22 protein-coding genes are annotated in these 21,405 nt (G+C 72.4%); 5 read left to right on the top strand and 17 right to left on the bottom strand.

Annotation, left to right across the window (positions count from 1 at the left end):
• Window positions 1-231: 231 nt before the first annotated feature.
• Genes ABC138_RS05220 through ABC138_RS05235 form a run of 4 tightly spaced genes read right to left on the bottom strand, consistent with a single transcriptional unit; the run spans window position 232 to window position 3,491 of the window.
• The gene (locus ABC138_RS05220; RefSeq protein ID WP_245634679.1) at window positions 232-741 is read right to left on the bottom strand and encodes an FxsA family protein; all 510 of its coding nucleotides are present in this window, start codon (window positions 739-741) and stop codon (window positions 232-234) included.
• On the bottom strand, window positions 726-1,514 hold the full coding sequence (locus ABC138_RS05225; RefSeq protein ID WP_068324187.1) for a polyprenol monophosphomannose synthase: 789 nt from the start codon (window positions 1,512-1,514) through the stop codon (window positions 726-728). Before ABC138_RS05225 ends, ABC138_RS05220 begins: the two co-directional genes overlap by 16 nt.
• Window positions 1,507-3,066, bottom strand: a complete 1,560-nt coding sequence (lnt, locus tag ABC138_RS05230) for an apolipoprotein N-acyltransferase (protein ID WP_245634678.1) — start codon at window positions 3,064-3,066, stop codon at window positions 1,507-1,509. The genes ABC138_RS05225 and lnt overlap by 8 nt, the downstream gene beginning before the upstream one ends.
• Before the next feature lie 2 nt (window positions 3,067-3,068).
• Window positions 3,069-3,491, bottom strand: a complete 423-nt coding sequence (locus ABC138_RS05235; protein ID WP_068421494.1) for an AsnC family transcriptional regulator — start codon at window positions 3,489-3,491, stop codon at window positions 3,069-3,071.
• Window positions 3,492-3,529: 38 nt separating this feature from the next.
• Here ABC138_RS05235 and ABC138_RS05240 point away from each other — a divergent pair, with 38 nt between their 5' ends.
• Window positions 3,530-4,474: a 5'-3' exonuclease gene (locus tag ABC138_RS05240; protein ID WP_068421491.1), complete on the top strand. Its 945-nt coding sequence runs from the start codon at window positions 3,530-3,532 to the stop codon at window positions 4,472-4,474.
• Between the two features lie 94 nt (window positions 4,475-4,568).
• On the opposite strand, the gene ABC138_RS05245 is transcribed toward ABC138_RS05240, so the two are convergent.
• From ABC138_RS05245 to ABC138_RS05270, 6 genes are all read right to left on the bottom strand, one after another.
• Window positions 4,569-7,334: a DEAD/DEAH box helicase gene (locus tag ABC138_RS05245; RefSeq protein WP_345912941.1), complete on the bottom strand. Its 2,766-nt coding sequence runs from the start codon at window positions 7,332-7,334 to the stop codon at window positions 4,569-4,571.
• Window positions 7,335-7,356: 22 nt separating this feature from the next.
• On the bottom strand, window positions 7,357-8,262 hold the full coding sequence (locus ABC138_RS05250; protein ID WP_345912942.1) for a YegS/Rv2252/BmrU family lipid kinase: 906 nt from the start codon (window positions 8,260-8,262) through the stop codon (window positions 7,357-7,359).
• A 9-nt stretch (window positions 8,263-8,271) separates the two neighbouring features.
• Window positions 8,272-9,087: a twin-arginine translocase subunit TatC gene (gene tatC, locus ABC138_RS05255; RefSeq protein ID WP_068324167.1), complete on the bottom strand. Its 816-nt coding sequence runs from the start codon at window positions 9,085-9,087 to the stop codon at window positions 8,272-8,274.
• Between the two features lie 68 nt (window positions 9,088-9,155).
• On the bottom strand, window positions 9,156-9,425 hold the full coding sequence (gene tatA / locus ABC138_RS05260) for a Sec-independent protein translocase subunit TatA (protein ID WP_082807485.1): 270 nt from the start codon (window positions 9,423-9,425) through the stop codon (window positions 9,156-9,158).
• A gap of 65 nt (window positions 9,426-9,490) precedes the next feature.
• A complete protein-coding gene (locus ABC138_RS05265) occupies window positions 9,491-10,453 on the bottom strand; it encodes a WYL domain-containing protein (RefSeq protein ID WP_345912943.1) in 963 nt (320 codons plus the stop codon).
• Window positions 10,450-11,439: a WYL domain-containing protein gene (locus ABC138_RS05270; protein WP_068324160.1), complete on the bottom strand. Its 990-nt coding sequence runs from the start codon at window positions 11,437-11,439 to the stop codon at window positions 10,450-10,452. The genes ABC138_RS05265 and ABC138_RS05270 overlap by 4 nt, the downstream gene beginning before the upstream one ends.
• Before the next feature lie 38 nt (window positions 11,440-11,477).
• On the opposite strand from ABC138_RS05270, the gene ABC138_RS05275 reads away from it, so the two are divergent.
• The gene (locus ABC138_RS05275; protein WP_345912944.1) at window positions 11,478-12,581 is read left to right on the top strand and encodes a DUF3866 family protein; all 1,104 of its coding nucleotides are present in this window, start codon (window positions 11,478-11,480) and stop codon (window positions 12,579-12,581) included.
• Window positions 12,582-12,651: 70 nt separating this feature from the next.
• Here the strand turns inward: ABC138_RS05275 and ABC138_RS05280 are convergent, their stop codons facing one another.
• The 7 genes from ABC138_RS05280 to dop all read right to left on the bottom strand — a co-directional run bounded on the left by ABC138_RS05280 (window position 12,652) and on the right by dop (window position 18,804).
• Complete coding sequence (locus ABC138_RS05280) at window positions 12,652-13,038, bottom strand: FKBP-type peptidyl-prolyl cis-trans isomerase (protein ID WP_068324154.1); 387 nt, start codon at window positions 13,036-13,038, stop codon at window positions 12,652-12,654.
• A 40-nt stretch (window positions 13,039-13,078) separates the two neighbouring features.
• Window positions 13,079-14,098, bottom strand: a complete 1,020-nt coding sequence (locus ABC138_RS05285; protein WP_068324151.1) for an FKBP-type peptidyl-prolyl cis-trans isomerase — start codon at window positions 14,096-14,098, stop codon at window positions 13,079-13,081.
• An 87-nt stretch (window positions 14,099-14,185) separates the two neighbouring features.
• The gene (pafA, locus tag ABC138_RS05290; protein WP_068324148.1) at window positions 14,186-15,574 is read right to left on the bottom strand and encodes a Pup--protein ligase; all 1,389 of its coding nucleotides are present in this window, start codon (window positions 15,572-15,574) and stop codon (window positions 14,186-14,188) included.
• 9 nt (window positions 15,575-15,583) lie between these two features.
• A complete protein-coding gene (gene prcA, locus ABC138_RS05295) occupies window positions 15,584-16,270 on the bottom strand; it encodes a proteasome subunit alpha (protein WP_068324146.1) in 687 nt (228 codons plus the stop codon).
• The gene (gene prcB, locus ABC138_RS05300; protein ID WP_068324143.1) at window positions 16,267-17,079 is read right to left on the bottom strand and encodes a proteasome subunit beta; all 813 of its coding nucleotides are present in this window, start codon (window positions 17,077-17,079) and stop codon (window positions 16,267-16,269) included. Before prcB ends, prcA begins: the two co-directional genes overlap by 4 nt.
• Window positions 17,076-17,273 (bottom strand): ubiquitin-like protein Pup, encoded by a 198-nt coding sequence (locus ABC138_RS05305; protein WP_068324131.1) that lies wholly within the window; start codon window positions 17,271-17,273, stop codon window positions 17,076-17,078. Before ABC138_RS05305 ends, prcB begins: the two co-directional genes overlap by 4 nt.
• A gap of 34 nt (window positions 17,274-17,307) precedes the next feature.
• On the bottom strand, window positions 17,308-18,804 hold the full coding sequence (gene dop, locus ABC138_RS05310; RefSeq protein WP_068324120.1) for a depupylase/deamidase Dop: 1,497 nt from the start codon (window positions 18,802-18,804) through the stop codon (window positions 17,308-17,310).
• A gap of 50 nt (window positions 18,805-18,854) precedes the next feature.
• Between dop and ABC138_RS05315 the strand changes: the two genes are divergently transcribed.
• Genes ABC138_RS05315 through ABC138_RS05325 form a run of 3 tightly spaced genes read left to right on the top strand, consistent with a single transcriptional unit; the run spans window position 18,855 to window position 21,404 of the window.
• Entirely contained in the window at window positions 18,855-19,811 is a 957-nt protein-coding gene (locus tag ABC138_RS05315) for an alpha/beta hydrolase (protein WP_169701858.1), read from the top strand.
• Window positions 19,808-20,812: an alpha/beta hydrolase gene (locus ABC138_RS05320; protein ID WP_068324099.1), complete on the top strand. Its 1,005-nt coding sequence runs from the start codon at window positions 19,808-19,810 to the stop codon at window positions 20,810-20,812. The genes ABC138_RS05315 and ABC138_RS05320 overlap by 4 nt, the downstream gene beginning before the upstream one ends.
• The gene (locus ABC138_RS05325) at window positions 20,805-21,404 is read left to right on the top strand and encodes a DUF3054 domain-containing protein (protein WP_218005557.1); all 600 of its coding nucleotides are present in this window, start codon (window positions 20,805-20,807) and stop codon (window positions 21,402-21,404) included. The genes ABC138_RS05320 and ABC138_RS05325 overlap by 8 nt, the downstream gene beginning before the upstream one ends.
• Window position 21,405 lies beyond the last annotated feature (1 nt).

Below are 21,405 nucleotides of genomic sequence, written 5' to 3' on the forward strand. Positions count from 1 at the left end.
AGGAGCTCCTCGAGGAGCGTCTGGCGCTCCTGCGCGCCAAGCGTGGCGAGAAGCCGCGCAAGCGCAGCGCCTGATCCAGCACGTACGAAGGGGGGGGCGCCCACCGATCCGGTGGGCGCCCCCCCTTCGTCATGCCCGCTCCCTGAGCTACGCCCGGTGAGTTCCGCCGGTGAGTTCCGCCCGGGTGAGTTCCGCTCCCTGAGGAGGTTGCGCAGCAACCGTCTCGAAGGGCTACTCGTCGACGATCTCGCCCTCGACGACGTCGCCCTCGACGTCGCGGTCGCGGGTGCGCCGCACCCGGGCCTCGCCGGGAGCGACCGACAGGCCAGCGGCGAGCAGCCGGCGGGCCACGATCGTCTCGAGGCCGATACGCGCTACCGGTCGCGTGAAGGGCAGGACGAAGACCAGTCCGATGACGCCAGAGACGAAGCCGGGCAGGGTGAGAAGCGCTCCCCCGACCCAGACGAGGATCGTGTCGGCGATCTCGCGGCTGGGCATCTGACCGGTGCGCAGCGCCGAGCGCAGCGCGGTCCACGTCCGCCGACCCTCGCGCCGCAGCAGCCAGGCGCCGAGCGCGGACAGCCCGACGACGGCGAGCACGGTCCACAGGACGCCGACCCAGCGGGCGACGAGGGCGAGCACGACCACCTCGAGGACCAGCCAGAGCACGAGCGCGAGCGGGACCAGCGCGACGCGCCGGCGGCGTCGCGGGGTGCGACCGGGACTCAGAGGCGGTGCCACGTGGGCTCTCGGTCGAGGAGGCCGCGCACCTGGGACCTGCGGTGCGCCAGGCCCCAGCGGCTGATCCGCAGCATCGACTCGCGCACGACGTCACCGTCCATCTTGGACTCGCCGATCTCGCGCTCGACGAAGGTGATCGGCACCTCGACGACCTTCAGTCCGGCGCGCACGGTGCGCACGGTCAGGTCGGTCTGGAAGACGTAGCCGGCGCTCTGCACCTGGTCGAGCCCGATGGTGCGCAGCGTCTCCGCGCGGTAGACCCGGTAGCCCGCGGTCGCGTCGTTGACCGGCATGCCGAGGATGGCCTTGATGTAGAGGTTGCCGGCCATGCTGATCGCCTTGCGGTCCACCGGCCAGTTGACGATCTTGCCGCCGCGCACGTAGCGCGACCCGATGACGAGGTCGGCATCGGCAGCGGCCTCGAGCATCGTGGGCAGGTGCTCCGGCCGGTGCGAGCCGTCGGCGTCCATCTCGACGACGGCGTCGTAACCCTGGGCGAGTGCCCACGAGAACCCGGCGAGGTAGGCGGCGCCGAGACCCTCCTTGCCCTCACGGTGCAGGACCGTGACGTGGTCGTCGTGGGCGGCCAGCTCGTCGGCGACCTGCCCGGTGCCGTCGGGCGAGTTGTCGTCGAGGACGACGACGTCGGCGCCCGGGACGCTGGCCCGCACGCGCGCGACGATGGGCGGGAGGTTCTCCCGCTCGTTGTAGGTGGGGATGAGCACGGCGACCCGCTCGATGGGCGGGCGCTGGGCGCTGCTGGTCTCAGGCACCTGTGGTGACTTCCTCGGTCGGGTGGGACGTGGGCTGGCCTCCGACCCTACCCGTCGCCCCTCGGCGGACCCGCCAGCCCACGGCGAGGAGGAGGACGAGCGCGCAGCCGATCTCGACCCACGGCCCGAGACGGTCGGAGAGCGTCAGCCCGCTGCGCAGGACGACGTCCTCGACGGGCTGGGCGGCGGTGAAGAGCCCGGTGACCGGGCTGCTGGAGCCGTCGGGGTTGATGAACCCCGAGACGCCCACGGTCGAGACGTGCGCGATGCTGCGCCCGTGCTCGATGGCCCGGATCCGCGAGATCGCGTACTGCTGCGTCGACTCGGCCGTGTAGCCGAAGGTCGCGTTGTTGGTCTGCACGACGAGCAGGCTGGGGTCCCCCTTCGCCTCCGCGTCCTTGACGGCCGAGCGCATGAGGCCGTCGTAGGCCACCTCGAAGCAGATCGTCGGGACGGCGGAGAAGGTCCCGTCCCGGCCCTCCACGGAGAAGGCGGCATTGCGCTCGCCCTTGGCGAAGCCGACGCGCACGAGGTCGACCTTGTCGCTGAAGAGGCGGTAGAAGTCGCGGTGCGGCACGTACTCGGCGAAGGGCACGGGGTGCTGCTTGACGTAGCGCTCGGGCTCTCCGCCGCCGGGCCGGTAGTACAGCGAGGCGTTGGAGACGGCCGGGGCGGGCTCGTCGAGGATCGCTCCGACGATGATCGGGGTGTCGACGGCGTCGAGGGCGCGCTGCACCTGGCGACGGGCGTCGGTGTTGCGCAGGGGGTCGATGTCGGAGGAGTTCTCCGGCCAGACGACCAGGTCGAGGTCGCCCTCGCGGCTCGCCAGGCGCTCGGTCCCCGCGACGTGGTTGTCGAGCACCTGGCGCCGCTCCGCGTTGAAGTCGAGGCCGGCGCGCGGCACGTTGCCCTGCACGAGGCCGACCCGGGCCGTCGAGTCACCGCTCGTCGGCACGGGGACGAGCGCGGTGCCGACGACCGCGACCACCGCCAGGGCGAGGGCGACGACGGGGGGGCGCCGCGTCACGACGACCAGCACGAGCGGGACCGCGACGACGGCGACGGCGAGGGTGATGAGTGGCGCCCCACCGACCGCGGCCCAGCGGGCGAAGGGGGTCTCCGCCTGGGTGAAGGCGATGCGGGCCCACGGGAAGCCGCCGTACGGCAGGCTCCCGCGGGTCCACTCCTGCAGGACCCACATGACGGGGATGAGCAGGGCGGCGGGCAACGGGTGGCCGGCGCGCAGGAGTGGTCGCTGGAGCGCGACGAGGAGGGCACCCATGACGGCGACGTAGAGCGCCTCGAAGGTCGCGAGCGCGAACCACGGGAACCGACCGACGAAGATCCCCGACCAGCTGAGCGTCGGCACGAAGCAGGCCAGACCGGCGACGAGCCCGAGCAGGAAGCCGACCCGGGGACGCACGTCCCACATCGCGATGCCGACGAGGGCCACGCCGACGATCGCGAGGTGGGCGAGGTCGTGGTCGGGGAAGGCGAGCCAGAGGGCCAGGCCACCGAGGAGCGCCAGCACCAGACGCCCGACGAGCTGCACCGTCACTCCCACGGGGTGGTGAGGACGATCGTCGTGCGCGTGGAGACACCGGCCCGGGTGCGCACCCGGGCGAGCAGCTCCTCGAGGTCCTGCGGGGTCCCGACGCGCACGCGCAGGAGGTAGTTGGTGTCCCCCGCGACCGAGTAGCACGCGTCGATCTCGTCGATGTCGCGCAGACGGTCGGGGATGTCGTCCGGGTCGCGCGGGTCCAGCGGTGCCACCGCGACGAAGGCCGTGAGCGGGGTCCCGAGCGCGGAGGTGTCGACGACGGCGGCGTAGCCGGTGATGACCCCGCGCTCCTCGAGCCGTCGCACCCGCTGGTGCACCGCGGAGGTGGACAGGCCGATGGCCTTGCCCAGGTCCGTGTAGCTCATGCGACCGTCGGCGCGCAGGAGGTCGATGATCCGTCGGTCCGCCGGTTCCATGGGTGAACCATAGGCGAGCGACCCGTAAGGTCGGGCCCATGTCCGACTCGGCGTCCTCCCGGCTCCTGCTGCTCGACAGCGCCTCGCTGTACTTCCGTGCCTTCTACGGGGTGCCGGCCCGCAGCGGTGGTCCATCCGGGCTGCCCACCAATGCCGTCGCGGGCTTCCTCGACATGCTCGCCACGCTCGTCACGCGGTACCGGCCGACCCACCTCGTCGCCTGCTGGGACGACGACTGGCGCCCGCAGTGGCGGGTGGACGCGATCCCGACGTACAAGGCCCACCGCGTCGCCGAGGACGCGACCGAGGGCGAGGACGTGCCCGACGAACTGCTCCCCCAGGTGCCGCTCATCGTCGAGGCGCTCGCCGCCATCGGCATCCCGCGCATCGGGGCGGCCCACTACGAGGCCGACGACGTCATCGGGACCCTGGCCATGGCGCACCGGGGCGTCATGCCGGTCGACGTCGTCACCGGCGACCGGGACCTCTTCCAGCTCGTCGACGACGCCTCCTCCACCCGGGTCCTGTACACGGCGCGCGGTGGCGTGCGCGACCCCGATGTCGTCGACCAGGCCTTCCTCGCCGCCAGGTACGGGGTCGACAGCGGCGACGCGTACGTCGACATGGCGGCGCTGCGCGGCGACACCAGCGACGGACTGCCGGGCGTCAAGGGCATCGGTGAGAAGACCGCCGCCGCACTCATCGCGGAGTACGGCTCGCTCGCCGGCATCCGCGCCGCGGTCGACTCGGGCCACCCCGGGATCAAGGGCGCCCGCCGCGCCCGCCTCGAGGAGGCCACCGCCTACCTCGACGTGGCCCCGCTCGTCGTCCGGGTCGCGCACGACGTGCCGGTCGGGGACCTCGACCTGCACCTGCCGCCGGACATCGTCGACCCGGTCGCGATGAGCCGGATGGCCATCGAGCACGACCTCACCGGACCCTTCGACCGGGTGGGCACCGCCCTTCGCTCCGTCGCCCCCTGACCCGAGCCCCTGACTCTGCATTCCCCTAGGGCAATGCGGGTTCAGGTCTGCATTCCCCTAGGGCAATGCGGGTTCAGGTTGGGCGAAGGGGAGGTCAGTCCAGCCGGTCGGCCGCGACGACGCCCCGCATCACCTTGTCGACCGCGGTGCGGGCGACGCCGCGCAGGTGCGGCTCGGGGGCGGCGTCACCGACCTGGTCGAGCAGGTCGACGACCTGCTTGCACCGGCGCACGAAGTCGCCGGCGGTGAGGTCCGAACCCGAGAGCACCTCGTCGAGGCGCCGACCGCTCGCCCAGCGGTGCACGGCCCAGGCCAGTCCCCCGTCGGGCTCGCCGGTCTGCTGCAGCGCGTTCGCGCCCTCGAGGTCCTCCAGCTCGCTCCACCGGCGGACCATGTCCTGCCATGCGTCCGAGACGTTGTCCGTGGGCATCCGCGGGAACGGGTCGTGCTCGTCGCGCCGGGGCTCGTGGACGAGCATCGAGACGACCGCGGCGAGCTCGGCGGGGTCGAGGCGCTTCCACGCGCCGCCGCGCAGGCACTCGGCGGCGAGCAGGTCCTTCTCCGTGTAGAGGCGCCGCAGCCGGCTGCCGAGGTCGGTCACGCTCTCGCCGTCCTCGCCGAGGTAGCCCAGCTGGACGAGCACCGCGCAGATCCGCTCGAAGGTCTGCGCCACCGAGTTGGTCCGCTGCTCGACCTTGCGCTGCAGGGCGGAGCTCTCCCGCTTGAGCTTCCACCACCGGGCGGCCCAGCGGGCATGGTCCTCGCGCTCCGGGCACTGGTGGCACGGGTGGGCCTTGAGCTCACGGCGCAGCTCGGTGAGGCGCTCGTCCTCGCTCCGGGCGCTCTCGGCCGCGTGCCGCTGCACGCTCGGCGCGTCCTCGTGCGGCGCCTTGATGCGCAGCGTCGCCGCGAGGTCGGCGCGCTGCTTGGCGGACCTCGGGTTGAAGCTCTTGGGCACCGCCAGCCGACCGAAGGGGGTCACCACCCGGTCGAGGTCGGCGACGGTGAGCCGCCGCACCTGCTTGTGCTCGGTGAGCACGGTGGGCGCCGACTGCCCCCCCTTGTACGAGCGCGGCGGGGCGATGACGAGCGCGATGCCGGACTTGCGACCGCCGATGCGCACGATGTCACCGACCTTGAGGGCCTCGAGGGAGACGGCGATCTCGGCGCGCCGGTTGGCGCCGCGCGCGCGGGCGCCCTCCTTCTCGAGGTCGGTGATGCGCCGGCGGATCGCCGCGTACTCACGGAAGTCCCCGACGTGGCAGTGCATCGCCTCGGCGTAGGCCTCGAGCGACTCCTGCTGCTCACGCACCTGCGTGGCGAGACCGACGACCGAGCGGTCGGCCTGGAACTGCGCGAAGGAGGTCTCGAGCACCTCGCGCGCCGTCTGGCGCCCGACCTGGGCGACGAGGTTGACCGCCATGTTGTACGTGGGCCGGAAGCTGGAGCGAAGGGGGTAGGTCCGGGTCTGCGCCAGGCCCGCCACCGCCATCGGGTCCATCCCGCGCGACCACACGACGAGCGCGTGGCCCTCGACGTCGATCCCGCGGCGGCCGGCGCGACCGGTGAGCTGGGTGTACTCCGCGGGGGTGATCTCCACGTGGGACTCGCCGTTGAACTTCACCAGCTTCTCGAGCACGACGGTGCGCGCGGGCATGTTGATGCCGAGCGCGAGCGTCTCCGTCGCGAAGACCGCCCGGATGCGGCCGGTGGTGAACAGCTCCTCCACGATCTCGCGGAAGAGCGGGAGCATGCCCGCGTGGTGGGCCGCGAAGCCGCGGGAGATGCCCTCGACGAACTGGTGGTACCCCAGCACGTCCAGGTCCTCGCCCTCGAGCACCGCGGCGCGCTCCTCGACCGTGCGGCGGTTGCGCTCGCCGTCGCGCTCGGGGATGAGTCGCACCCCGCCGGCGAGCATCTGGCCGACGGCGCCGTCGCACCCCGCGCGGCTGAAGATGAAGGTGATCGCCGGGAGCAGGCCGTCGCGGTCGAGCCCCTGGATGACCTCGGTGCGCGAGGCCGCGCCGCCGAAGCGGGATCCCCCGCCGCGTGACCCCTGACCGCCTCCGCCGCGCGGACCGGGTCGGCCACGACCACGGCGGTCCCGGCCCCCTCGACCACCGCCGCGGGTGTCCCCTTCGTCCCCGAGGCCGCGGGTGCGCGCCCGGATGGCGTCGAGCAGCTGCGGGTTGACCTTGGCCGGCGAGTCGTCGTGCCGGCCGTCGTCGACGAAGAGGTCGTGGACGTCGCGGCCGACCTGCATGTGCTGCCACAGCGGCACGGGGCGGACCTCCGAGACGATCACCTCGGTCCCGCCGCGCACCTCGGCCAACCAGGCACCGAACTCCTCGGCGTTGCTCACGGTCGCCGAGAGCGAGACGACCTGGACCGAGCGCGGCAGGTGGATGATGACCTCCTCCCACACCGCTCCGCGGAACCGGTCCGCGAGGTAGTGCACCTCGTCCATGACGACGAAGGCGAGGGTGTCGAGCGTCGAGGAGCCCGCGTAGATCATGTTGCGCAGGACCTCGGTCGTCATGACGACGACCGAGGCCTCGCCGTTGACGGAGATGTCGCCCGTCAGCAGCCCGACGTCGTCGGCGCCGTGGGTGGCGACGAGCTCGTGGTACTTCTGGTTGCTCAGGGCCTTGATCGGGGTGGTGTAGAAGGCCTTCTGGCCGCGTTGCAGGGCCAGGTGCACGGCGAACTCGCCCACGATCGTCTTGCCGGCACCGGTCGGCGCCGCGACGAGGACCCCGTGCCCGGCCTCGACCGCGGCGCAGGCCTCGATCTGGAAGGGGTCGAGGTCGAAGTCCTGCGAGGCGGTGAAGGCGGTGAGCTCGGGAGCGGGCGTGGACATGTGCCCACGCTATGCCAGCGGCTCAGCGCACGATCGACAGCGCGCCGGGTGCCGCCTCGACGGTGAGCGGCAGCGGCGCCACCCGCTCGCCGTCGGCGTAGGTGACGATGCGGTCGGTGGCGAGCGTCACCCGCGCGCCGCGGATGGTCTCGACCGCGGGGTGGGAGGTGTGGGTCCCCTTGAAGACCTTGGGGAAGACCGACAGGAAGGTGTGCATCGGGAGGTCGTGGACGATGACGACGTCGAGCAGGCCGTCCTCGACGTCGGCACCGGGCGCGACCTTCATGCCGCCCCCGAAGGCCCGGCCGTTGGCGATGCACACGAGCATCCCGTCGATCTCGCGCTCCCGGCCGTCGATCGTCAGCTCGTAGTGGATCGGCCCGAAGACGGGCAGCTCGCGCAGGATCGCCAGGTTGTAGCGCTGCGGTCCCCTGGGCCAGACCATCCGGTTGGCGCGCTCGTTGACCACCGCGTCGAACCCGCAGGAGAGGACGCCGAGGAAGTCGCGCACGTGCTCGCCGCCGGTGGTGGTGACGCGGCCGAGGTCGATCCGGCGGGTCCCGCCGGCGAGGATGCGCTCGACGGAGGCCGCGACGTCGTGGACCGGCAGGCCGAGCTCGCGGGCGTTGTCGTTGCCGGTCCCCACGGCGACCACACCGAGCGGGACGTCGGTGTCGGCGCAGAGGTTGGCCCCGAGGCCCGCGGCCCCGTCGCCCCCGGCGACGACGAGCAGGTCGATGTCCCCGCCCTCGATGGCCGCGCGGGCCTTGGCCTCCGCCCGGGCGGCGTCCAGACCGGTCAGGTCGATGACCTCACGGCCGGCGGCCTCGAGGAGGTCGGCCACGCGTGTGCCGACCTGCTGGCCCCGGTGCCGTCCCGCCGTGGGGTTGACGAGCAGGCCGATGCGCTCGGCGGTGACGCGGTGCATGCGTCGAGACTAGGTGAGCGGCGAGGCCTGGTCGTCCGGGAGGTCGGACCAGTCGGGCTCCTCGCCCGCCGCGACCCGGCGCCGGTCGATGACCAGGCAGATCGCGAGGGCGATGAAGTACAGCGCGCAGAGCGGGCCGGCGAGCAGGAACATCGTGAACGGGTCGGGTGTCGGCGTGATGACCGCGGACGCGATGAAGATCAGCAGGATCGCCATCCGCCACGACTTCTTCAGGGTCCTGCCCGACAGCACGCCGAGCGCGCACAGCCCGACGAGGAAGACCGGGAGCAGCCACGCCAGGCCGAAGGCGAGGATGAACCGGGTGATGAAGGTGAAGTAGTCGCTCGCCTGCTGGATGTTGCTCGACTTGTTGTCGTCGGGCGTGAACCCGAAGAGGATGAGCAGCGCCTTGGGCAGCGTCTGGTAGGCGAAGAAGCAGCCCGCGAGGAAGAGCGGCAGCGCCGTGGCGAAGATGCCGATCGACATGCGGCGCTCGCGCCGGGTCAGGCCGGGCAGGATGAAGGCCCAGATCTGCCAGACCCACACGGGGCTCGAGATGAGCACGCCGGTGAAGATCGACAGGCCGAGCTGCGTCGTGAAGGCCGAGGTCGCGTTGCCGAAGTTCAGCGTGACGACGCTGTCGGGGTTCGAGGCCTTGTACTCGTCGAAGGGGTAGGTCAGCTGCTTGTAGATGCCCCCGTACGTCCACGCCCCGATGTGCACCGGGTTGTAGATGATCCAGCCGACGATCGCGCCGACGACGATCGCGGCAGCGGCGATCATCAGCCGGTTGCGGAACTCGAGCAGGTGCTCCTTGAGCGGCATCCGCCCTTCGGGATCCTTGGGCGTGTGGGGGCGACGGGCCATGCGTGAGGGGGCGAAGGGGGTGTGACTCAGGCGACCGGGCCGGACTGGTTGTCCGTCCGCGGCTTGGCCTCGTCGATGACGGCGTTGCCGTCGGCGGTGGGCGTGGTGTCAGCCGGCCGCGACTTCTTGGCCTCTTCGCGCTGCCGGTCCTCTTCCTTCATCTCGTTGACCTCGGCCTTGAAGACGCGGGCGGACTTGCCGACGCTGCGCGCGGCGTCCGGCAGCTTCTTGAACCCGAAGAGCAGGAGGATGACGAGCAGGATGAGGATGATTTCCATGGGACCCAGGCTGGGCATGGCAGTGCCTTTCGTCGCGTGTACGTCGTCAGTGTACGACCCGGTGCTGGGTGCGCCGGTCGTCTTCAGGCAGCACCGTAGGCGGTGAGCGCGGCCGCCGCGGCACCCGCGACATCGGCACGGTGGGCCGCCGGCTCGAGGATCTCGACGTCGGCGCCCTGCCGCAGCACGAGACGGCGCAGGAATCCCTCGTCGCCGGTCGGCAGGGTGACGACCAGGTCTTCGCCGGCCGTTTGCCGAGATGTCACCGGGTAGTACTCCGCGATCCAGTGGGCGGACGGGCGCAGCCGCAGCCTCACCGGGACGTCGTCCTCGCTGCGCTGGTACGCACCCGCGCTGAGGTCACGGGCGGCCACGCCGTCCGGTGGCTCGGCGGCCTCGTCGAGCACGTCGACCGCCTCGATGCGGTCCACGCGGAAGAGGCGCACGTCCTGCGCCCGGTGGCACCAGCCCTCGAGGTACCAGTGGCCCTCGACGTGGGCCAGGCGCATCGGGTCGACATCACGCTCGGTGCGCTCGTCGCGGCTCGGCACGTGGTAGGTCAGGTGCACCCGGCGCCCGGAGGACAGGGCGTCGCGCAGCGCGGCCGTCGTCCGCCCGGTGTCGGTGTCGTCCTCGACGACCACCACGCGCTCGACGCCGGGGATCGTCCCGGTCGCGCCCTCGAGCTTGGCGAGGGCGCGCTCCACGGCGCTGCTCTCCCCCGCCCCGCTCGCGGCGAGCGAGCGCAGGCCGACGGTGAGGGCGATGGCCTCGTCGACGGTCAGCCGCAGGGGGCGCGCGATCGCGTCCGCGTTGGTGACGAAGACCCGGCCGCCCTCGTAGCTGACCTCGATCAGCTCGTCGGGCATCTGCCCGTAGCCGCAGACGAAGAGCAGCTCCAGGTCGGCGACGAGCTGCTGCTCGGTGATCCCGAGCCCGGCAGCGGCCTCGTCGATCTCGATGCCCTGACGGCCCACGAGCCACGGGACCATCGTCAGCAGGCGCTGCACCCGACTCGTCGCGGACTCGACGGTGGGACGACTCATCGGGGACTCCCTTCGTGCGTCTCGAGCACCGACCGCAGCCGGGCGACGACCGCCTCCCGCAGCTCCGCCGGACCCTCGACGACGACGTCGGCGCCGTGGCTGGCGATCTCGCCGGCGAAGGCGCCGGTGCCCCCGTGGTCGACGACCACGCGGTCCCACTGCTCGTCGATCGACTCGACCGACGTGGCCCGTCGCCGCAGCCCGTGGCCGGCATCGACGCGGACGCGGAGCACGGACTCGCTCGGCTGCGGCGCGTCACCGTCGACGGCGGCGATCATGCGGACCGGGTCGACGTCCTCGGGGATCTCACCGGTGACGGCCTCGCGGGTCGTCGTGACCGCCGACGCGATCCGGGAGAGGCGGAAGACGCGCGGCGCCTCGCGGTCCAGGTCGTGGCCGACGAGGTACCAGCGACCGTGCCAGGCCGTGAGGTACCAGGGCTCGACGTGGCGGGTCTGCGCGCCGTCGGCGCCGGGTCGGGCATAGTCGAAGCGCACCCGCACGGAGGCGAGCACGGCGTCCTTCAGCGGCTCGAAGGCGGGCTCGGCGCCGCCCAGGCGTGGTTCCAGACCGGCGAAGGGGTCCTCCCCCACCTCGTCGTCCGCGGCGACCTTGCGCCAGGCGGTCGCGGCGGTGCCGGCCATCGCGGCGTGCGCCCACGCACGGCTGGCGAGCCCGACGACGGCGCGCTCGTCGGCGGCGAGCTCGACGGGCGGCAGCGCGTACTCGCGCTGGTCGATGCGGTAGCCCTGCTCGTCCTCGAAGATCCCGATGTCCTCGGTGACGAGGGGGATGCCCATGGCGCGCAGGTCCTCCTTGTCGCGCTCGAACATCCGGTCGAAGGCCTCGTCCGATTCGACCAGGTGGTAGGCCTCGACCATCGTGCGGATCCGCTGCTTGGGCACGGGGATCCGCGCGGAGAGCAGGCTCATCGTCAAGTTGAGCAACCGCTCGGTCTTCGCGGCGGGGGTGTTGGGTGCTGCCACATCGCTCCCTTCGTCACGCTGAGGCTAACCTGCCGCACATGATCCACTGGCGCAGCGGCACCGTCCGCGAGGTCACCGGCTCCCGCCCCGGGGCGGCCCGCCTGCGCGTGGAGGTCGACGGGAGCGACACCCCCGCGCTCGCCCTCACCGGGCTCGTCGGGACCCCCGCGGTCGGCGACACGGTCCTGCTCAACGTGTCGGCCCTGCGCCGCGGCCTCGGCACCGGCGGTCTCGCCCTCGTCGTCGCTGACGCCACCCGCCCGCCCGCCGATCCCGACGACGCGCCCGGGCACATCGTCAAGGCCCGCTACACGCCGCTGCAGGACATGGTCCTCGCGCTCGAGGAGCAGGAGTCGCCGCACCACGAGGCGATGCGCGACCACCCGGCGATCGCCGACGGCGACCTGCAGGGGATGCCGGTGGTCGTCGCCGAGCTGCACTCCGCCCTACCCGCGGTGCTCGCCGGGATCCGGGCCGCGGCGCCGAGGGCGCGCGTCGCATACGTCATGACCGACTCGGCGGCCCTCCCCTTCGCCCTGTCCGACAGCGTCGCCCGGCTCGTCGACGCCGGCTGGCTCGCCACGACGATCTCGGCCGGGCAGGCCTTCGGCGCCGAGCACGAGGCGATCACCGTGCACTCCGCGCTGCTCGCCGCCCGCCACGTGCTCGGCTGCGACGTGGCCGTCGTGGCGCAGGGTCCGGGCAATGCCGGGTCGTCGACGACGTGGGGCTGGTCCGGGCTGTCCTCCGGTGACGTGCTCAACGCCGTCCACGTCCTGCGCGGGCACGGCATCGCGGTACCGCGCGTCTCCGGCAGCGACCCACGGGCGCGGCACCGGGGGCTGTCGCACCACACGGCGACGGTCCTCTCGCGCGCGCTCCTCGGGGCGGCCGACGTCGTCCTGCCCGAGTCCACCGAGACGCCCTGGCCGCAGGTGCGCGAGCAGGTCGACGCCGCCGTCGCGACGGCCGCGGGCTCCCCGCGTGTCATCACGCTCCCGACCACCGGTGTCGCCGAGGACCTCGTGGTCTCCCCCGTGCCGCTCGTGAGCATGGGCAGGGCCGCGGCGGAGGACGTGACGCCCTTCCTCACCGCAGCTCTGGCCGGCCGCCATGCGGCCCACCTCGCTGCATTGCCCTAGGGCAATGCACACCTGAAGCCGCATTCCCCTAGGGCAATGCGGCTTCAGGTGCGTACGGGCGAAGGGGAGGTCAGCCGACCTGGACGAGGTCGACGACGAAGATCAGGGTCTCGCCGCCCTTGATGGCCGCGCCGGCGCCACGGTCGCCGTAGCCGAGGTGCGGCGGGATGGTGATCTTGCGACGACCACCCTCCTTCATGCCGAGCAGGCCCTGGTCCCAGCCCTGGATGACCTGGCCGATGCCCGCGGTGAACGCGAGCGGGGCGCCACGGTTCCACGAGGCGTCGAACTCCTCGCCGGTGGAGTGGGCGACACCGACGTAGTGGGCCTGGATGGGCGACCCGGCGGTCACCTCGGCGCCGTCACCGACGGTGATGTCCTCGACGACCAGCTCGGTGGGCGCGGCGCCCTCCGGGAAGTCGATCTCGGGCTTGGTGGTGCTGGGGTCGAACGGCATGTGCGTCTCCTTGGGTGGGGGTGGCGTACGGGTCGGTGGATCAGGGGGCGCCGAGGATGTCGACGGTGAAGACCAGGGTGGCGTCGGGCTTGATGGAGCCGTCGGGCGTGCCCTGCTTGCCGTAGCCCTCCTTCGGCGGGACGACGACGAGGAGGCGGTCTCCGACCTTGGCGCCCTCGACGGCCTTGTCCCAGCCGGGGATGACGGCCTGCTGGCCGACCGGGAAGGAGAAGGGCCCGCGGCCGTCCTTCATCGAGCTGTCGAAGACCTTGCCGTCATCCCAGGTGACGCCGGTGTAGCTGACGTAGACGGTGTCGCCCTTCTTCACCGTCTCGCCCGTGCCCTCGACGAGCTTCTCGGTGACGAGCTTGGTCGGCTTCTTCGCGTCCTTCGGGATGCTGATGTCGGCCGGGGCGTCGGCCTTCCACTTCACGGTGGGCAGGCCGGCCTGCGGCTCGACCTCCTTGCCCTCCGCCTTCGTCGGCATCTCGTCGCGCACGTCGTAGACGAGGACGAGGTTGTCCTTGCCGTCGACGCCGTACTGCGGCATCCCCTCGTCGCCGAAGAGGTCCTTGGGCGGCATGACGGAGACGCCGTGGGTACCGATCTTCTGGCCCTTGATCGACTTCACGAGACCCGGCAGGGCGCCCTTGTTGCCGAGGTCGAGCACGATCGGGTCGCTCGTGTAGGTCTCCGAGCCCTCGATCATCTTGCCGGTCTTGCCGGAGAACATCGCGAGGTCCACCTCGACGAAGGCGTCGTCGGCGAGCGTGTCGCCGGAGCCCTCCTTGATGACCTTCGACGTCGTCTCGCTGACCGACAGCGGCTTCTTCTCGAGCTCGATCGACGGGCCCTTCTTGCCCTTCGCCGCGGTGACCGCGATGTCGTCGACCTTCTTGAGGTCCTCGGGGCTGGGCGCGGCGGCGGTCTCCGAGGCCGACGCGGACGTCGAGGAGTCGCTCGTCGCGTCCCCGCCGGAGTCCCCACCACAGGCGCTCAGGGCCAGCAGGGCCGCGGTGGACGTCGCGATGGCAGTGGTCAGGCGGGCGGCCTTCGGCACGGATCAACCTCGATGCTCGGGGAAAACGTTCCCGGGCAGCCTAACCACCGAGTCTGGACGATGCCTGACTCGACCGGCGGGGGTGGCTCAGGGTCCGGTCGGCGTCGGGCGCGAGGAGAGGACCTCGATGAGCTTGTCGACCCGCTCGTCCACCGCGCGGAAGGGGTCCTTGCACAGCACGGTGCGCTGCGCCTCGTCGTTGATCTTCAGGTGCACCCAGTCGACCGTCACGTCCCGCGAGTGGGCCCGGGCCGTGCGCACGAAGTCGCCGCGCAGCTTCGCGCGCGTCGTCTGGGGTGGGGTGTCCACGGCCGCCGCGATGTCCTCGTCGGTGACGACCCGCGCCACCTTGCCGGAGCGCTGCAGCAGGTGGTGGACGCCCCGGTCGGGGTTGATGTCGTGGTAGGCGAGGTCGAGCTGGGCCAGGCGCGGGTCCCCCAGCGACAGCCCGTGCCTGGCCGCGTAGGCGTCGAGCAGGCGGTACTTGATGATCCAGTCGATCTCGGTGCCGACCGAGGCGAGGTCGTCGGTCTCGATCGCGGTGAGCGTGCGCTCCCAGAGGTCGAGCACGCGCGTGCTCACCGCATCGTCGATCCCCTCGCGGTCGGCGTGGGCCACCGCCCGCTCGAGGTACTCGCGCTGGATCTCCAGGCCGCTCATCCGACGGCCGTCGGCGAGCTTGACCAGCGTGCGCCCGGTCATGTCCAGGCTGATGTCGCGGATCGCGCGGATCGGGTTGTCGAGGGCCAGGTCGGGCAGCGCCACGCCGTCCTCGAGCATGCGCAGCACGAGGTGGGCCGCGCCGACCTTGAGCAGCGTCGTCGTCTCCGTCATCGTCGAGTCACCGACGATGACGTGCATCCGCCGGTAGTACTCGGCGTCGGCGTGCGGCTCGTCCCGGGTGTTGATGATCGGCCGGGAGCGGGTCGTCGCGGACGAGACGCCCTCCCAGATGTGGTCCGCGCGCTGGCTGACGGAGAACTGCGCGCCGCGCGTGGAGGCCATGATCTTGCCGGTACCGGCGATGAGCTGCCGGGTGATGAGGAAGGGCAGCAGACCGTCGGTCACCGCGGCGAAGTTCGAGGTCCGCGCCACGAGGAAGTTCTCGTGGCAGCCGTAGGAGTTGCCCGCCGAGTCGACGTTGTTCTTGAAGACGTAGATCTCGCCGGCCACCCCGTCCTCGCGCAGCCGCTCCTGGGCGTCGACGACGAGGTCCTGCACGATCCGCTCCCCCGCCCGGTCGTGCGCGATGAGCGTCAGCAGGTCGTCGCACTCCGCGGTCGCGTACTCCGGGTGGCTCCCGACGTCGAGGTAGAGACGAGAACCGTTGGGCAGGAAGACATTGCTCGAGCGGCCCCAGGTCACGACCTTGCGGAAGAGGTAGCGCGCCACCTCGTCCGGCGTCAGCCGTCGCTGGCCACCGGACACGGCGGTGATGCCGAACTCGGTCTCGATCCCGAAGATGCGTCGCTCCACGGTCCGAGGCTATCCGTCGGGTGCGGTGATCCGCCGGAAGCACCGGCGCGGGCGGGAACGCTCGAGCACGGCGATCTCGAGCGCGTCCGCGTGGACGTCGAAGGGGGTGTCCTCCCCTTCGTCGGCATCGGCCAGGACGTCGACCGCCAGCCGGAAGGCCTCCGCGAGCGCCATCCCCGGCCGCCATCCCTCGTCGAGCCGCGCGTTGAGCCGCTCGCTCGCGCCGCCGATCACGACGTGACCGCGCTCGTCGGTGACGGACCCGTCGTAGGTGAGCCGGTAGATGCGGTCCTCCGCCGCGTCGTGCCCGACCTCGGCGACGACGATCTCGACCTCGTAGGGCTTCTGGTCCTGGGTGAAGACCGTGCCGAGCGTCTGGGCATAGGCGTTGGCCAGCGCCCGGGCGGTCACGTCGGAGCGGTCGTAGGAGTAGCCGCGCAGGTCGGCGTAGCGGATGCCGGCCACCCGGAGGTTCTCGAACTCGTTGTACTTGCCGACCGCGGCGAAGCCGATGCGGTCGTAGACCTCACCCACCTTGTGCAGCGAGCGGTTGCTCGGGTTGTCGGCGACGAAGAGGATCCCCTCGTCGTAGGCGAGGACGACCACCGAGCGCCCCCGGGCGATGCCCGCGCGGGCGAAGTCGGCCCGGTCGGCCATGACCTGCTCGGGCGAGACGTAGAAGGGTGGTTGGGTCATCGAGCACCTCCACGATCCGTGAGGATCGCCGCGACGACGCCGGCGCACTCGGCGTCCTCGACGAAGCGGACGCCGTTGTCGTCGACGACGCCGACCATCGGCCAGATGCGCCGATGCACGTCGGGCCCGCCGGTCGCCGAGTCGTCGTCGGCGGCGTCGTACAGGGCCTCGACCGCGACGCGCACGGCCGCCGACCGGTCGAGACCCGGGCTCCAGAGCTTCTTGAGCGCGCCGCGCGCGAAGAGCGAGCCGGAGCCCACGCTGTGGTGCTCCTGCTCCTCGTAGCACCCGCCGGTCACGTCGAAGGAGAAGATCCGGCCGCGGCCGACCGCGAGGTCGTAGCCACCGAAGGAGGGCACGACGGCCAGGCCCTGCATGGCCAGCCCGAGGTTGCCGCGCAGCATGGCGGCGAGCCGGTTGGCCTTGCCCTCGAGCGACATGACGACGCCCTCGACCTTTTCGTAGTGCTCGAGCTCGACCTGGAAGAGACGGACCATCTCGATGGCCACGCCCGCCGTGCCGGCGATGCCGACGAGCGAGTACTCGTCGGCGGCGAAGACCTTGTGCATGTCACGGTTGGCGATGAGGCTGCCGAGGGTCGCCCGCCGGTCCCCCGCCATGACGAGCCCGCCCGACCAGGTGAGCGTCACGATCGTCGTGGCGTGGGGCGCCTCGACGGCGCCGGGGTGGAGCGGCCGACGACCGGGCAGCAGGTGCGGGTCGTGCTGCGCCACGAAGTCGGTGAAGGACGAGCCGCCCGCGGCCAGGAAGGCCGCGGGCAGCCGCCCGTCGGACGACTCGCGGCTCACTGGCCGCCCTTCTGCACGAAGCCCTTGACGAACTCCTCGGCGTTGGTCTCGAGCACCCCGTCGATCTCGTCGAGCACCGAGTCGATGTCCTCGTCACGCGCGGCGTTGGTCGCGCCCACCTGGCCGAAGCCGTCCTCGGGCTCGGCGCCATCGCCGCCACCGGTGGACTGGGGTCGGATCTGCTCCTGGGCCATCGTTGCTCCTTCGCTGACGGGTCGTGTCCCGAGCCTATGCCCCGAGGGCGGCCACGAGGTCGTCGATGTCGCCGGCGGAGACGAGCGACTCCGTGTCGCCGCGGCCGTGGGCCAGCGGGTCGAGGAGGGAGATCCGGGCGACCCGCCCGGCCCGCGGCAGGCGCACGACGAGCGAGTCCCACGACGCCGAGACGACCCGGTCGCCGAACTCCTCGACGACCCGGCCGCGCAGCCAGGCCCGCGTGTCGGCCGGCGGCGTGGTCACCGCCGCCGCGACCTCCGCGTCCGTCGTCAGCCGGGTGATCCGGCCGGCGGCCTCGAGCCGGTGGTGCAGGCCCTTGGCCGGGCGCACGTCGGACCACTGGATGTCGATGGCCCGCAGCCGGTGGTCGTCCCACGCGAGCCCGTCGCGGTCCCGGTAGCGCTGCAGGAGAGCGAGCTTGGCGACCCAGTCGATGTCGGCCGCGGCGTCCATCGGGTCGCCGCCGAGCAGCCCGAGGAGTCGCTCCCAGTGCGCGAGGACCTCGTCGGTGGAAGGGTCGCTCCCTTCGCGCTCGACGAATCCCCTGGCCCGCTCGAGGTACTCGCCGAGGATCTGCACGGCGGTCAGCTCGCGCCCGTCGCGCAGCCGCACCGTCGCCCGGCAGGTCGGGTCGTGGGAGATCACCTTGAGGGACTCGACGGGGTGGAGGACCTCGAGGTCACCCCCGATCTCGCCGGCCTCGATGAGGCGCAGCACGAGCGAGGTGGACCCGAGCTTGACGAGGCCCGCGACGTCGGCCTGGTTGGCGTCGCCGATGATCACGTGCAGCCGGCGCCACGTGTCGGGGTCGGCGTGCGGCTCGTCGCGGGTGTTGATGATCGGTCGCTTGAAGGTCGTCTCGAGACCCACCGCGGCCTCGAAGAAGTCGCTGCGGGAGGCGATCTGGTAGCCCGACCGCTCGCTCTCCTGGCCGATGCCGACGCGGCCGGCGCCGCACATCACCTGTCGCGCCACGAAGAAGGGGGTGAGCCCCGAGACGATCCGGTCGAAGGGGGTCGCGCGCGCCACGAGGTAGTTCTCGTGGGTGCCGTAGGAGGCGCCCTTGCCGTCGGTGTTGTTCTTGTAGAGGTTGATCCCCGGCTCGCGGTCGGCCAGCCGCTCGACGACCTCGCACATGACGAGCTCGCCGGCCCGGTCCCACACGAGCGCGTCGCGCGGGGAGGTCACCTCGGGAGAGGAGTACTCCGGGTGGGCGTGGTCGACGTACAGGCGCGCGCCGTTGACGAGGACGACGTTGGCCAGGGTCGGGTCCTCGGCGTCGGTGAGCTGGGAGATGTCGGCGCGGGCGCGCGGCATCTCGAAGCCGCGCGCGTCCACGAGCGGGTGCTCGTCGCTGTAGTCCCACGCCCCGTGCCCGGCGCGCAGGCCGTGCGCCCGCGCGTAGGTCGTCACCACGTCCCCGGATGCCGCCATCGGGTTGGCCCACGGCTGCCCGGGCACCGCGATCCCGTACTCCGTCTCGATACCCATGACCCGCCGCACGCTCATGACCTCACCCTAGGCCGACGTGCTGGAATGGCCTCGTGACGAAGACGTGGATGCCTTGGCGGACGCGGTTCCTCGACCGGCTGACCCGCTCCGCCGTGACCGCCGACCAGATGACACCGGCCCACCTGGCCCGGATGCGCGCCAGCGTGCCGATGCGCGCGCCCTACACGTGGGTGCTCGGCCGGCCCACCCCCGGGGTGACGTCGACGTCCCGCCGGATCACCGCGCGCGACGGGTACGAGCTGGAGATCCGGGTCCACCGGCCCGACGACGCGGACGGCCCGCTGCCGCTGCTCCTGCACTTCCACGGCGGCGGGTTCGTCCTGGGCAACATCGGGGTCTACGACCCGTGGTGCACGGCGGTCGCTGACCGCGCCCGCGTCGTGGTCGTCACGGTGGCCTACCGCATGGCACCCGAGCACCGGGCGCCGCTCGCGATCCACGACTGCCTCGACGCGACCCACTGGGCCCTCGACCACGCGGCCGAGATCGGCGCCCGCCGCGACGCGGTCGGCGTCACCGGGGACTCCGCCGGCGGCAACCTCGCCGCGGCCGTCGCCCAGCAGCTGCGGGACGAGGGCGTCACCGGCCTGCGCCACCAGGCCCTGGTCTACCCCGCACCCGACCTCACCGACCGAGAGGAGGAGGCGCTCCAGGAGCTGGACCGGCGCTACGTCCTGCTGACGCCCGCGATGGCGCGCTCCTTCCGCGGGCTCTACCTCGGCGAGGAGGGCGACGACCGCGACCCGCTCATCTCCCCCGCCCTCGGCGACCTGGCCGGCCTGCCCCCGGCGCTCGTCCAGACGGCCGAGCACGACCCCCTTCGTCCCGACGGTGCGGCGTACGCGCAGGCGCTCGCCGCCGCCGGCGTCGAGGTGCGCCACACGACCTACCGCGGTGCGCCGCACGGGTTCATCACCTTCCCGGGGTTCGCGCCCGCCGCCCACCCGGCGCTCGAGGAGCTGGTCGCCGAGATCCGCCACCACCTGCACGAGGAGACCCCGTGAAGCGCCCCTACCCCGGCCTCCCGCCGCTCGTCGCGGCCCTGACGACCTTCCTCGACAACGTCGCCCGGGTCTCGATCGTCGACGCCTCCCAGGCGGACATCGAGGCGGCCCGCGCCAAGGTGTACCCCACGCGGCCGCCGTTCTCCTGGATCACCGGTCGCGTCGACCCGTCCGTCGCCGTCGACGACGGCAGCGCGCCGGTCCGCGACGGGGCGAGCATCCCCCTTCGCTGGTACACACCCGCGGGGACGAAGGGGGCCTCCCCCGTCCTCGTCTTCCTCCACGGTGGCGGGTGGGTCCAGGGCTCGACGAGGATGTACGACCCGCTGTGCACGCACCTGGCCGCCGAGCTCGGGATCGTCGTCGTGAGCGTCGACTACCGGATGGCGCCCGAGCACCGCGCGCCGGTCGCCGCGCACGACGCGATCGACGTCGTCCGCTGGCTCCACGAGGTGGGTGATCACGGCATCGACCGCGACCGGATCGGGCTGTGCGGCGACTCCGCCGGGGGCAACCTCAGCGCGGTCGTCGCGCAGGAGCTGCGCGACCTGCGCACCGCCGACGGCGAGCCGGTGATCCGCCACCAGGCACTGATCTACCCGGCCACGGACCTGACGATGGCCTCCCCGTCGATCCGGGAGCACTCGGAGGGCGCGATCCTCACCGAGGCCAAGGTCCTCGCCTTCCGCGCCCACTACATCGGGGACGCGGACGACGCCGTGGGGCACCAGGACCCGGTCGTCTCGCCGCTCTTCGGTGACGTCAGCGGGGTCGCGCCGGCACTCGTGCAGACCGCGGACCTCGACCCGATCCGTGACGACGGGCTGCGCTACGCGCAGGCCCTGCGCGAGGCAGGCGTGGAGGTGCGGCTGACCAACTACCTAGGTCTGCCGCACGGCTTCGCGAGCTTCCCCGGGGTGGCCCGGGCGGGCGCTCAGAGCCGGCACGAGCTGGTCACCGAGATCCGTCGGCACCTCGTGGGGGGTGCCTTGGGTGCGTGACCGCGACGAGCCCCTGGGCGAACCCGGCCGGCGCGCCGCCCTCGCCGCCGGGCTCGACCTGCTCGTCGTCGCCGTCTTCACCCTCGTCGGGCGGCGCACTCACGACGAGCCGCTGGAACCGGCGGGTTGGTGGGACACGGCCTGGCCCTTCCTAGGGGGCCTCGCGATTGGCTGGACCGTCGTGCTGCTCACGAGCCGCGCATGGCCGACGCGGCTCTGGCACGGGCTCCCGGTGTGGGTCTCGACGGTCTTCGGGGGCATGGCCCTGCGGGACATGGCGGGTCAGGGCACGGCCCTGCCCTTCGTCGTCGTGGCGACGCTCTTCCTCGGCGTGACCCTGCTCGGCTGGCGGGCGGTGCTGTGGGCGATCGACCGCCGTCGTCCCGACCCCGGTCCCCGGCCCCTGCGCCGCTCCGGGGGGCGAGGACGGGTCCCGGTCGAGCACACCCGCGTCGGCGACCCGCTCGACCTGGAGCGGCTGAGCGGCCCGCGCGACGAGACCCACGGCCGTGGCGTCGTGCCGCCGTCCGAGCGGGACCGTGTCGTCGACGAGCTCGGCATCCGGCAGCCACGCTCCCCCGAGGGCGACTGAG

This window comes from Janibacter sp. LM (assembly GCF_039631275.1).
In the GTDB taxonomy this organism is placed as follows: Bacteria; Actinomycetota; Actinomycetes; order Actinomycetales; family Dermatophilaceae; genus Janibacter; species Janibacter terrae.